The following is a 12,110-nucleotide window of genomic DNA, read 5'->3' as shown; positions in this document are numbered from 1 at the left end:
TTCTATATAATTGATCACCAAAAGCATAGCACTTCTTGGGTAAAAAAACGAAAAAAATCCCCCAAACTTGAAAATGTTTGCGGGATTTTTCTATTTACATTTTTCAGCGATTATTTTGCGGAAAGTTTTCCTGCAGCCATTGAATCAACATCGTCGCCACTTCAATTTGTTGCTCGCCATTGGACATTTCCGCTAGATTGTCCCCTTTTTGTTCACCGTAACTACCAAAGCCGGCATGATTGCCGCCAACAATTGATTGGTAATTCGTATCACTTGGCAGATATTCCTTTGCCGCTTCATAATTATCCCAGTCTAAGACACCATCATCACTTGCGGTCAAAGAAAGAACCGGCAAATCACTCGTAGCTAAGCTCCCCTTTTCATCAGGGTAGCTGGCCAAATAAATCATTCCGGCTACTTGATCCAAGTGGTTAGCAGTAAAGCGGCTGGCCATCACGCCACCTAAGGAATGTCCCGCTAAAATATACGTGTCGGCGGGATTTTCTTCGATAATTTTTTCAGCTGCGTTTTCTCCCAGAACAGCGAGATTCAAAGGGAGTTTCAAAAGGTAAACATTGTAGCCGGCTTGGGCCACCTGCTCAGCCCAGATACTGTAGCTATCCGCCTCCACCAGCGCTCCTTGATAGAAAATTAAGTTGATGCTACTTTTCTCCGGTGCCGCAAAATAATAATAATCCTTTGATTCTTGGCTCACCTGTTCCGCATTCACGGCTGCCGTTGAGGCACTGTAGGTACTTTTTTCGAGGTACAAAAAGCCCCCGGCAAAGACTAAGACAATCGCCAATAAAGCACCAAGCAGAACTTTTTGCCATCTGGCTAGTTTTTTCATTTTATTTCCTGACTTTCTTTAGATATTTTCCAACTGCCAGATGATCGTAGCACAAAAAACAATTTCTGACAGCAATTGTGACTGCTGATTAGTTTGTCTCAGACCATAATTTTTCAATTGTCTTTGCAAGTAAAACGGGCTTGCCAAACTTCAGTAATTATCAAAGAAAATAAAAAAATGAAGAAAAATTTCCACTTGGCTCATCTGTAAGCAATTAGAAAATGGCTGCACAACTAGTTTAGGCCGCGCCGAACCTTGCGATCTAACGAAAAATATCCAGTAGGAACAGTTAATCATTTTCAATTTGCGATGAAATCCTCCTAACTTATAGGAGCATAGGTACTTTCTGTCTTACGCAACCACTGAACCACAAAAAAGTGCAATATAATTCGGGCTTTCAGCTGTAAAAAAGGCTAATCTCACAGCTCAGCAAAAAAGCTACTGTTTTATCACAATAACAGCAGCTTTTCGATGTCAATATTTGGTACAAGAATTTGCTTGCGGCTAGCTTTGCTAAAAGCTTTCTAAAGCCTGACAATCACAGACTATCTTGCTCACTTTTAAGCATCCAGTAGTCTAATGGGGAAATAGACATCCACTTGATTTTCGTCAGCAGCGACTTGGCTTGGGTCAGTTTGATAAAACTCAAAAGGAGATTCAATCAGTTGAAAATTGTGCTCTTCAAGCCATTGCGACAAGGCTCCATAGACTGACGGCATCTCTTGGTAATTGCCTTTAAAGATTAACCGGGCAGCTTGATAAGCGGGTAAGATGCGGGTGGCTTTCGTTGCTTCAGCAATTGGTACCGCCCATTCCACATCGTAATTTTCTGGCGTGTATTCATCGCTGTGATAAAAAGCCATTGGGGCACCAATTGGCGTAACTCCGGCTACACCAATCTGTTCAAATAATTCCTGTAGCAAATTCCCGAAATCTTTGACATCCATCGTTTTCCGCAGACTAAATAAATTCATGGTGGGGCTATCGACAAGTTCAATTTCATTTTGGTAAGACATAAAGTCTCCTCCTTCAGCTAAGGTTTTCAAATCTTTGGCCAGTTGTAGCTGGAGGGTCTGGTAATTTGCCATTTGTTCCCGCAATTGTTTTTCCTTCTCTGCCAACAGCACAGGCAGCTGCGTTGCATCACGGAGCACTCCTCGAATTTCCGCCAAACTGCAGCCATAAATTTTCAACCGCTGGATTAAGGCAACGTCGGCTAATTGGGTGACCGCATAATAACGATAGCCATTGTCCGGATTAACTTTCTGCGGCGACAATAACCCAATCTCATCGTAATACCTTAACGTTTTGGCGGTAATCCGCCCGGCTCTCGAAAACTGACTGATGGTTAACATCTTGCTCCTCCTCTTTGACTGGCACATTCCTAGCTTAAGCCTTCCTGTTACTGGAAGGTCAAGGGGGAAATAAACTTTTTTTCAGTATAGCAAAATTTAACCAACTATCTGAAAAAAATCGTAACCACCCTTCGTAAAATAAATTTTTTCAGAACTATTATTCGACAAAAAAACTGCACCGTTGAAAAACAAGTCAACGGCGCAGGATAAATTTCTATTTTTAATTTTAATTTTAATTAATTAGAGTACCGCCAGTCACGCCATAAATTTGGGCGGTAACATAGCTAGCATCATTAGAGGCTAAAAAGACATAGACCGGGGCCAATTCAGCAGGTTGACCAGCCCGTTCCAACAGAGCTTCTTGCCCAAACTCTGGCAATGCATCCGGCAACTGGCCGCCGTCTAATTGCAATGGTGTCCAAATTGGGCCTGGCGCAACTCCATTGACGCGAATGCCTTTTGGCGCCAATGACTGCGCCAAGTTCATGGTGTAGTTGGCAATGGCAGCTTTGGTTGCTGCGTAATCCAATAATTGCGGGCTCGGCTGATAGGCTTGGACCGAGGTCGTCGTAACAATCGCACTGCCGGCTGGTAGATGAGGCAGCGCTGCTTTGACCGTCGCAAACATCGAAATAATATTGACCATAAAACTATCTTTGACTTGTTCCAACGGTAAATCTGCAACATTTGGTTGGGCAATTTGCTGAGCCGCATTTAAAACTAAGGTATCAAGACCATCAAAAGCGACCACTGTTTTTTCAACCATTTCAGCTGGAGCGGCTTCATCCCGCAAATCATAAGGCAGCAGCAGGCTTTTTTGACCAGCCGCTTCAATCAACGCTGCAACTTCTTTGGCATCTTCATCTTCACCTGGTAGATATTGAATGGCAACATCAGCACCTTCTCTAGCGTAGGCGATTGCTGCAGCTCGACCAATCCCCGAGTCGCCGCCGGTAATCAAGACTCTGCGGCCAAATAATTTTTGGCTGCCGACATAGCTGTCCTCGCCACAATCTGGTTTGACCTTCATTTCATCTTGAAGGGCCGGTGTCTCTTGCTCTTGTTTAGGAAACTGCCAATCGTGAAATAACTTTCTTGGGTCCTTTAAATCTGGTTTTGCCATAAAAAATCTCCTCCCGTTCTGCTATCAGACTAAATTAAAAAAATATTTTATCCAAGTGAGCAAATTTTGAGAAGTTAATTTATTGACAGCTATGACTTTATAACAGGAAAATATATTTTGAGTATGCCGTTACTAACAAAGAATCATAGCTAGGAAAAGCACTTAATCTCTTAGCTTCAATATTTCTTTTTGGCCGCTAAAAAAAGAGCTCCTGCTTTTTTAGCGACTTTCATCGGAAAATTTTTTTCAAATAAAAAAGCATTTGACACTGTTACCAACTTCTCATCGAAAAGATTGAGCAAGGTACAGGACAAATGCAAATTACTGATTAGGATTTATTCTTTAATCGAGCCGAATAAAACATTAAAGAAGAAGCCTAGCCCGATGGTGATAATAATATGGCCCAGACCAGCAATACCGGAAATCGCCGCTGAATCAGCGTAGCCTAGAACAGTCATAGTGCCGTGGACTAACAGCATCAACAAAGTGACCCCCAAGCCGATATTATAGATGATAAAAAACTTTTTGAAATTTTTATGCTGGCTGATTTGGAAATTTTTCTCCAATAGCAACACAATCAAAAAGAAAAACATCCCTAAAATCAACGTATGCGTGTGTAGCACACTCAATTGCGTCTTGTCAGTAAAATCATTGAACTTGGTAAACTCCCGATAATAAACACCAAACACCAATCCTAAAATCATGTAGGACATACTAACCCGTACTAATTTTTTCATTGTACTCTCCTTTAGATAATAATTTTTCTAATCTAAGAAAAGCCTAGCATATTCATTTTTGACTGTCATTTTTTTTAGACACATTTATAAAAAGTGTTCATTTCCACAAAAAAACTTGAAGCCTCCCACTCCTGAGACTTCAAGTTGCCGTTTATTCTTTACTTTGCGTTGTGCCGCCTTCAACAAAAGCCACCGGCAAGACTGTCCGTTGTTGCACGTCTTGCCCGTTGATGACCTGCAAAATTAAGTCCACCGCTGTCTGGCCCATTAACTCTACCGGCTGGGCAATCGAAGAGACTAAATATTTTTCACCTTCACGATTTCGCTGCCCATCAAAACCGATAATCTGCACATCTTCTGGCACTCGTCGGCCTAATTTTGTTAAAACCCGTTGGACATCTAGCGCCATCGAATCATTGATGGTGAAGATGCCATCTATTTCAGGATGCGCCGTTAAAAATTCGGTTAAACGGTCTGCTAAATCCGTCAAAGGCTCTAGCATATCTAAAATTTCATAGCTTTGTTTCAACCGTTGGCATTCGATTTCAAAATACTTGCGGCGGTTCTTGGTTTCATTCGGAGTTTCTTGATACCCACCGATATAGGCTAGTTTTTGACAACCACGAGCCCGCAATTCATTAACAGCTAAGCGCCCCCCCGCTGAATTATCGGCGGTCACATAGATGACATCTTCGGTAAAATAACGGTCAATGCTGACAAAAGGCAGATTGCTGGAAATATATTGGTCAATATCCGAATAGGTGATGCCAATGATGCCGTCGACTTTATTTTGGACAACCATCTGAATATATTCTTGTTCCTTGTCTGCATTGCCACTTGAATTGCAAAGATAGACTTTGTAATTATTTTTTTCTAGCTGATGCTCCACATGCCAAGCAAATTCTGAAAAGAAGGGGTGCCAGACAGTCGGAATAATTAGCGCAATCGTATTCGTACGGTTGGTTTTAAAGCTGCGGGCATATAAATCCGGCTGATAGTTTAATTCCTTCATCGCCGCTTCAACTTTTAGACGCGTGCTCTCCTTGACTGAGCCGTTATTTAAAACTCGTGAGACTGTGCCGACACCAACGCCGGCTAGTTTTGCGACTTCCTTCATCGTAATCTTCATTATTTTCCTCCAAAAGTCCAATCACTTTATTATAACGAGGAAAATTTAAAAAAACTAGCGGTTCGCCATTTTTGTTGGCGACAGTTGCTGTTGTGCCAAGGCGATACAGCCCAATAAGCCCTGTAAATCAGCTAAGCTGTCTGTTTGCAGATAATCGTCTAAATTTGGCAGGCTCAAATAATTTTGATTAAGCAGCATCAGCTTTTGGCGGATTTTCGGTAGCAGCTGCGGTTGCTTCATCACACCACCGCCAAAAATAATCACCTCTGGGCTGAGAATCAAGGACACATTAAAGGCCGCTTGAGCTAGATAGTCGCTGACAAATTCCCAAGTTTGGTCAGCTTCAGCCAATAAATGACTGGCTCGACCAGCTCGAGCCATAATCGCCGGACCACTGGCTAAGCCCTCCAGACAATTTTGATGGAAGGGACAATTCCCTGCATATAAATCAGCGGGATGCTGCCGCAGCAGCATGTGGCCCATTTCCGGATGGGACAGACCTTGAATAAATTGCCCGCCTTGGATACCGCCGGCGCCAACTCCTGTGCCAATCGTAAAATACACTAGACTTGTATAGTCTTGAAATGCGCCAAAGGTTTTCTCCCCCAAACAAGAGGCATTCACATCTGTAGTCAGAAAAATCGGCACATCTAAACTGCTTTTTAAACTGCCTAACAAATCAAAATTTTGCCAAGCCAATTTCGGTGTATTGGTGATAAAGCCATAGCTTTTTGAGTTGGGATTTAAATCCAACGGACCAAAGCTGCCGACTCCAACGGCAGCTAGCTCGTAGTCGGCAAAAAAACTTTCTATTTTCGGCAAAAGCACAGCTGGATTTTCTGTTTTTAAGGTAGTCTTGGCGATAATTTCCCCTGCCGGAGTACCGACACCTAAAACAAATTTTGTCCCGCCGGCTTCGATTGCACCTAAGAGCATTAAATCACCCGACCAATCTCAAGGGACTGGATCGTTAATTGGCCTTCTGCTTCAAAGGCCATCTCCTGACCAGCTGTCTTTTCATAAAAGGTCATCGTTAAAGTTTCCAGTGCATTGGCAAAAATTTCTAAACTAGCAGTATCCCGAAAAATTTCAAGGGTCAGACATTGATTAATTAAAGGCACCTGCACACTGCGGCTAACCAGCGGCTCTTTTTCTGCACCAAGGAGTGCGTAGCCGAAATTTTCCCGACTCAAGGTTAGAATTTCGCTCCCTTTATCATAGCTGAGACGAATGGCGGATTCTTGATTTTTGGCCAATTCTAAAACAAAACTTTGGCTGGCAGATAAATCACAGACCAGCTGCAAGTAGGTATTATCCCCCATAACCTTTTTCAAACGGAGAGATTCGCCGGCCACCACCAAATTCTCAACGCCATATAAATATTCGATATTAGCATAAACTTCAGAAATCGGCTTTTGGATTAAGCGCTGATTTTTAACCTTTAACTCTCGCGGCAAAGTCATCGCTCCTGACCAGCCATGACCTAAATCATGGCTGGGAATGGCCCGGTCCCACAGCTGCATCCAAGCAATCATAATTCGCCGTTTCTTATCATCTTCTAAGGTTTGCGGGGCATAAAAGTCAAAGCCCCGGTCAATCTCGTGGTAATTTTCAGTCTGGAATTTCCCTGTCTGCCAATCCATCTCCCCGATAAAAGCCACCGTCGAACTGATGTTATGATATTCTAAGCCGGCCTGCGGCATTTGAATTGGCGAAATGATTAAGACATCTGAGCCATCTAAATGAAATAAGTCAGGGCATTCCCACATGATTCCCTGCTCTGGAGTGCCTTCTAAAACTACTGAGACAAACTGCCAGTCCGTCAAATTATCCGAAGAGAATAGCAAAATTCGGCCCGTTTCCTGCGGCGTTTTGCTAGCCACTACCGTATAATATTTATTTCCTTTTTGAAAAATTTTCGGATCACGAAAATCTTTAATCTCTCCATGCTGGCCTAAGAGTTCTTCGGCAATCACCGGATTGTGTGCTGATTTGCTAAAATGAATGCCGTCATCAGAAACAGCTAAGCACTGGCGTTGATAAGTTTGCCCGTCAATCACTCGATGGCCAGTATAAAGCAAATACAGCTTGCCATCTTTTTCAATGGCGCTACCGGAAAAGCAACCGTCAAGGTCATACCATTGGTCTGGCGCCAAAGCGATAGGCAACTCCTGCCAATGGATTAAGTCCTTTGATTTGGCGTGGCCCCAAAACATCGGGCCCCATGCAGAATCAAAGGGATTGTGTTGATAAAAGACATGGTACTCGCCTTTATAATAGACCACACCGTTCGGATCATTAATCCAACCAATCGGGGCCATCAAATGAAATTGATGGCGATAGCGGGGGTTGACCCCCGCCTTATTTTTTTCCACATAGCGATTGGCTTCCTGCAATAAATCTTCAGCCGTTGTTAAATTCATCAATTTGCTTCAGTCCCCTCAACAAAGCGGTCATAGCCGGCTTGTTTAATTTCCAGCCATTCGTCAATGCCGACCCGCTCTAATTCTGCTAAATACTCGTCCCATTCTTGATCGATAGTACCATTGGTAATCCATTCTGCCCGTTTGCGGTAAATGTAATCCCACATATCCGTTTCGATTTTGGCTAAACGATCGGTCTCTTCTTTTTCTAAAAAGACCTTAGGATAATTATTTTCATTGGAAATATATGGTAAATATGTTTCATGCATCAATTCTAAACGCCATGCAGCATCATCTGGCATCGTCGTTACCGTACCGTAGTAACTGTCAAGAATTGCTAATGGTCCAGCAGCTTCTGTTCTTTGGCGTAATTCCCCAGGCGCTTCGCCATCTAAAGGCAAATGAGTCAGCATCTCGCCATTGAGTTCAAAAATATTAGCCTGCGTGTCATCGCCGTATGTGCCCCAGTTATTTTGGACAGACTGTAAAGGCTCATACATTTTATCGACCCATTTAGCGGTTAATTCTAAATTCTGATTGGCACTGGTGATAACAAACCGATCCCGAGAGAAACCAATCCCATTGGTTCTTGTGACATGCTTGGTGCCATCAGGGCCTGCTAATACCGGCAGGACATCATAGCTATCATTGTCGCCTGAGATATTGGCTTTGTCCCAGCTAAAGTAGACGCCGTATTCGTGCTCTTTACCTTTTGCCACATAGGTATTCCAATCCTGCTCAAAGGCTTCTGCGTCAATCAAGCCTTTGTCATACATTTCATTAAAATACTTAATCGCTTCTTTATAGCCCTCTTTATCTGCGGTAAACTGCGCATTGCCGTCATTGTCGACAATTAGATGGTCATCGTTGTCCCCTTCGCCAAAGGCCGCAAATAAAAATTTCAAATCTTCATTGCCGCCGTCGTTGATAAAACTGAAGGGAATCTCATCGGCTTCACCATTGCCGTTAGGATCTTGCGTTTTAAAGGCTTCTAAAACTGTCATCAGCTCATCCGTCGTCGTTGGCATAGCCAGGCCTAAATTATCTAACCATTCAACATTAATCCAGGCCATATCATTGACAGTATGAATTGACTCTTTGCCTTCTCCTAATTCTTCAATCCAAGGAAAGGAATAAATATGGCCATCTGGTGCAGTTGACAATTGGCGGTATTCAGGATTTTCATCAAAAATCTTTTTCAAGTTGGGCATGTATTGGTCAATCAAATCCTCCACCGGTACAATCACACCGCTTTCAGCCCAGCTGAGTAAATCATAATCACTAGCCCCAGCGTTAAAGATGGCATCTGGTAATTCTCCGCTGGCAATATCAAGGTTTCTTTTTTCTACGAAATCAGCATTGTAATTTGTCCAATCCACATGCACATTGGTATCTTCCTCAATCCGTTGGAAAATTAATTTATCGTTGGGATCGTCCGGCGCCAACGCTGCTCCTTGTGAGAGCATTTTTAGTGTCACTTTTTCTTCTAAAGGAAAAGTCACGTCCGTTAGTTCATAATCTGGACTTGAAGTGGCGCTGTCAGAACCCCCGCAGGCGCCTAAGACTAGACTGGAAATTAATAATGCACTGAAGATCATCGGTTTTGTTTTCATTTTATCCTCCTGAGAAATTTTTTAGTTTATCCTTTAACTGAGCCGACTAAAACACCTTTTTCAAAATATTTTTGGAAGAAGGGATACATCACTATCAGCGGTAAGCTGGAAATGACAATTGTTGAATACTTAATCAGCTCCGCAATTTGTTTCATCTCAGCCATCGCTGTGTTGGCACCAACCATGTCTGTTGATGGTTGATTCTGAATCAAGATATTCCGTAAAACTAATTGCAACGGCTGCAAATCGGGATCCTTCAAATAAATCATCGCATCAAAGTAAGAATTCCATTGACCGACAAAGGCGTATAGGAATAAGACGAACATAATTGGCTTGGCCAACGGCAACATCACCTTAAAAAGAATCTGCAATTCATTAGCGCCATCAATTGTCGCAGCTTCTGACAATTCCTTTGGTAAACCGCTAAAGTAAGTCCGGGCCATGATAATGTTCCACACATTAACAGCCCCCGGGATAATAATTGACCAAACAGAGTTCAACATACCCAAGTCCTTGATTAATAAATAAGTCGGTACTAAGCCGCCGCCGACAAACATCGTGATGACAAAGAAGGTCATCAAAATTTTGCGGCCATATAAATCTGGTTTCGATAAGGGATAGGCGGTAATCATGGTGATAAAAACCGTTAAGACGCTGTAGGTAAAGGAATAAAACAGCGAGTTAACAAAGCCGCGAATAATCGAATCATCGGCAAACACCCGTTGATAGCCTTGTGTCGTCCAATCGGCGGGATTCAAGCTAATCCCCTGACTAATTAACGTTGACGGGTCCATAAAGGAGGCAATCACCACATAGCCCAAGGGTAAAATCGTAATCGTCACCAGAAAAAAGATAATGATGCGGTTAACCCATAAAATTCTTTTATCAAATTGCGAATACATCTGCATATTCATCTTGTTTCCTCCTATAAGCCTTTGCCTTCATTCAGTTTCTTGACGATTCCATTAACCAGTAGCAATAAAATCACATTGATAATCATGTTGAACAAGCCAACTGCCGCTGAATAGGCATAATCACCAGATTGCAGCCCGACTTTATAGACATAAGTTGAAATGATTTCCGAAGTAGGAATATTCATGGATGTCTGCATCAAGTAGGCTTTTTCATAGCCGATATTCATAATATTTCCTGCGGCTAAAATAAAACTAATTACCATCACAGGCTTTAAGGCCGGTAAATCGATATGGCGAATTTTTTGCAAAATATTCGCGCCATCAATATTGGCCGCTTCATATAAATCTGAGCTGACACCGGCTAAGGTTGCCGTATATAAAATGGATGACCAACCCATCCCCTGCCAGATACCGGACAAAATATAAATGGTCCTGAAGTACGCTGGATTAGACATGAACATGATGGGCTGACCGGTAATTTTTTCTACTAGGCCGTTAATCGGACCGTTAGCAGAAAGAAATAAGAAGAGCATCCCCACAATAATCACCACTGAAATAAAGTTCGGTGCGTACAAAATTAATTGCAGCTTCTTTTTAAGCTTTTTGTTTAAGATTTGGTTTAGGGCTAGTGCCAAAAAGATTGGCGGGATAAATCCTAGTAACAATCCATAAACACTTAGCTTCAAGGTATTGCCTAATAAATTTGTGAAATTCGGTGAAAATATAAAATCTCTAAAATGTTCTAACCCAACCCAAGGACTGCCTAAAATTCCCAATAATGGATTGTAATTTTTAAAGGCGATTAAGGCGCCGTACATCGGAAAATATTTAAAGACCAGCGTCAGTAAAATTCCCGGTATCATTAAGAAATACAACCACTTGTCCCGCTTTAAACGCTTTTTGATTTTCTCCCTTTTCTGGGCCTTCTCTTTTTTCTTATCAACTTTTTCAATCGGCAGAGCTTTTTCCATCAGACTCCCTCTCCTCGTTTTAGAAACGTTTCCATTTTGTTTTAAAAAAATAATAGCGACAACTTTTCCATTCAGAAAAATCTTTTCACAGCTCTTTTGGAAACGTTTCTATTTTATGGATTTAGAATAGCACGGTAGCGCTTTCCTGTCAATTGCTTTTTGCAAAAAAGTTTACCGTGCTTTTATTTTTAGCTGAAAATCAAATGGTTAAACATCGCAACTTCAATAAATTGTGCCTGCTGGCTAGCTTTTTCCTCTAAGCCAAACATCGCTTCCTGCCAAGCTTTTGTATATTTGACTTCGGTATTTTGACTCAAGCCAAAAAATGTTCGCAGGCCAAAACGCTCCGCTAAATTTAACGGCTGCAAGACTTCTGCCAGCCACTCCGTTTCATAGACCGCCACTGTTCCAAAATTGGCGGAACGGGAAGCTCCGCCATTAATAATCGATAAAGCCAACGCTGGGTCATCCTGCAGGACCGCCTTAGCAAAAATTGTTCCATTGCGATTGTGCTTGACGATAGACATTTTCCCACCCGGATTTAAATGGGATTGCAGTAGGGCTAAAACTTTGGGGCGCTCTTCAAGGGCCACATACTCCAACACATTATGCAGCAAAATTCCATCAAATTTTGCCTGTTGAAAAATAGCTGCCTCAAATTCGGCAAAACTGCCCGTCAACTGTTGGTATTGGTCAGCGGCCAGTCGCAGCGGCAGCATTTCAGCGTTAGGCTCGTAAGCGACCACTTGATGAGTTTGGCTTAAAAAGCCCGCCGTTTTACCGAAGCCTGAACCAAAATCTAAAATCCGGCCACCAGCAGGCAAGCTTTCTTTCAACTGTTGAAACAATAATTTGTAAAATAATTCGCCCCAGGGCTGATGAATTTCCTGATAATAATCTTTAACTGTCATTTATTTTCTCCTAAAAGTGGAATAAGCTCTGTTACCATACTGTGAAGTCTGTTTTAGAAAGTAAACTAATGTCTCACAACTCCT

At 42.3% G+C, this 12,110-nt stretch carries 11 protein-coding genes; all 11 read right to left on the bottom strand.

Annotated features, from left to right (window positions below):
* Positions 1–103: 103 nt before the first annotated feature.
* The 11 genes from ORH16_RS08150 to ORH16_RS08100 all read right to left on the bottom strand — a co-directional run bounded on the left by ORH16_RS08150 (position 104) and on the right by ORH16_RS08100 (position 12,026).
* Positions 104–850, bottom strand: coding sequence for an alpha/beta hydrolase (locus tag ORH16_RS08150; protein ID WP_265457872.1), 747 nt, complete (start codon positions 848–850; stop codon positions 104–106).
* A 560-nt stretch (positions 851–1,410) separates the two neighbouring features.
* Positions 1,411–2,205: a MerR family transcriptional regulator gene (locus ORH16_RS08145; RefSeq protein ID WP_265457871.1), complete on the bottom strand. Its 795-nt coding sequence runs from the start codon at positions 2,203–2,205 to the stop codon at positions 1,411–1,413.
* A 232-nt stretch (positions 2,206–2,437) separates the two neighbouring features.
* The gene (locus ORH16_RS08140; protein WP_265457869.1) at positions 2,438–3,328 is read right to left on the bottom strand and encodes an SDR family oxidoreductase; all 891 of its coding nucleotides are present in this window, start codon (positions 3,326–3,328) and stop codon (positions 2,438–2,440) included.
* Between the two features lie 335 nt (positions 3,329–3,663).
* Entirely contained in the window at positions 3,664–4,065 is a 402-nt protein-coding gene (locus tag ORH16_RS08135) for a DUF2871 domain-containing protein (RefSeq protein WP_265457867.1), read from the bottom strand.
* Between the two features lie 151 nt (positions 4,066–4,216).
* Complete coding sequence (locus ORH16_RS08130; protein WP_265457865.1) at positions 4,217–5,194, bottom strand: LacI family DNA-binding transcriptional regulator; 978 nt, start codon at positions 5,192–5,194, stop codon at positions 4,217–4,219.
* A 54-nt stretch (positions 5,195–5,248) separates the two neighbouring features.
* Positions 5,249–6,130 (bottom strand): ROK family protein, encoded by an 882-nt coding sequence (locus ORH16_RS08125; RefSeq protein ID WP_265457863.1) that lies wholly within the window; start codon positions 6,128–6,130, stop codon positions 5,249–5,251.
* Positions 6,130–7,617, bottom strand: a complete 1,488-nt coding sequence (locus ORH16_RS08120) for a glycoside hydrolase family 32 protein (RefSeq protein ID WP_265457861.1) — start codon at positions 7,615–7,617, stop codon at positions 6,130–6,132. Before ORH16_RS08120 ends, ORH16_RS08125 begins: the two co-directional genes overlap by 1 nt.
* Positions 7,617–9,230: an ABC transporter substrate-binding protein gene (locus tag ORH16_RS08115; RefSeq protein WP_265457860.1), complete on the bottom strand. Its 1,614-nt coding sequence runs from the start codon at positions 9,228–9,230 to the stop codon at positions 7,617–7,619. Before ORH16_RS08115 ends, ORH16_RS08120 begins: the two co-directional genes overlap by 1 nt.
* Positions 9,231–9,256: 26 nt before the next feature.
* Positions 9,257–10,144 (bottom strand): carbohydrate ABC transporter permease, encoded by an 888-nt coding sequence (locus ORH16_RS08110; protein WP_265457858.1) that lies wholly within the window; start codon positions 10,142–10,144, stop codon positions 9,257–9,259.
* Between the two features lie 11 nt (positions 10,145–10,155).
* Complete coding sequence (locus ORH16_RS08105; protein ID WP_265457856.1) at positions 10,156–11,115, bottom strand: ABC transporter permease; 960 nt, start codon at positions 11,113–11,115, stop codon at positions 10,156–10,158.
* 188 nt (positions 11,116–11,303) lie between these two features.
* Positions 11,304–12,026 carry a class I SAM-dependent methyltransferase gene (locus tag ORH16_RS08100; RefSeq protein WP_265457854.1) on the bottom strand — a complete coding sequence of 241 codons (723 nt, stop codon included), beginning with the start codon at positions 12,024–12,026 and terminating at the stop codon, positions 11,304–11,306.
* Positions 12,027–12,110 lie beyond the last annotated feature (84 nt).

Source organism: Enterococcus sp. HY326, assembly GCF_026157065.1.
Classification (GTDB): Bacteria; Bacillota; Bacilli; order Lactobacillales; family Enterococcaceae; genus HY326.
The sequence above is the reverse complement of the archived record's forward strand: the minus strand, read 5'-3'. Positions and strand labels throughout refer to the sequence as shown.

Coding starts and splice junctions, on each gene's coding strand:
- ORH16_RS08130 (WP_265457865.1), bottom strand. CDS start 5,194: ATGAAGATTACGATGAAGGAAGTCGCAAAACTAGCCGGCGTTGGTGTC.
- ORH16_RS08150 (WP_265457872.1), bottom strand. CDS start 850: ATGAAAAAACTAGCCAGATGGCAAAAAGTTCTGCTTGGTGCTTTATTG.
- ORH16_RS08115 (WP_265457860.1), bottom strand. CDS start 9,230: ATGAAAACAAAACCGATGATCTTCAGTGCATTATTAATTTCCAGTCTA.
- ORH16_RS08145 (WP_265457871.1), bottom strand. CDS start 2,205: ATGTTAACCATCAGTCAGTTTTCGAGAGCCGGGCGGATTACCGCCAAA.
- ORH16_RS08135 (WP_265457867.1), bottom strand. CDS start 4,065: ATGAAAAAATTAGTACGGGTTAGTATGTCCTACATGATTTTAGGATTG.
- ORH16_RS08105 (WP_265457856.1), bottom strand. CDS start 11,115: ATGGAAAAAGCTCTGCCGATTGAAAAAGTTGATAAGAAAAAAGAGAAG.
- ORH16_RS08125 (WP_265457863.1), bottom strand. CDS start 6,130: ATGCTCTTAGGTGCAATCGAAGCCGGCGGGACAAAATTTGTTTTAGGT.
- ORH16_RS08110 (WP_265457858.1), bottom strand. CDS start 10,144: ATGAATATGCAGATGTATTCGCAATTTGATAAAAGAATTTTATGGGTT.
- ORH16_RS08140 (WP_265457869.1), bottom strand. CDS start 3,328: ATGGCAAAACCAGATTTAAAGGACCCAAGAAAGTTATTTCACGATTGG.
- ORH16_RS08100 (WP_265457854.1), bottom strand. CDS start 12,026: ATGACAGTTAAAGATTATTATCAGGAAATTCATCAGCCCTGGGGCGAA.
- ORH16_RS08120 (WP_265457861.1), bottom strand. CDS start 7,617: ATGAATTTAACAACGGCTGAAGATTTATTGCAGGAAGCCAATCGCTAT.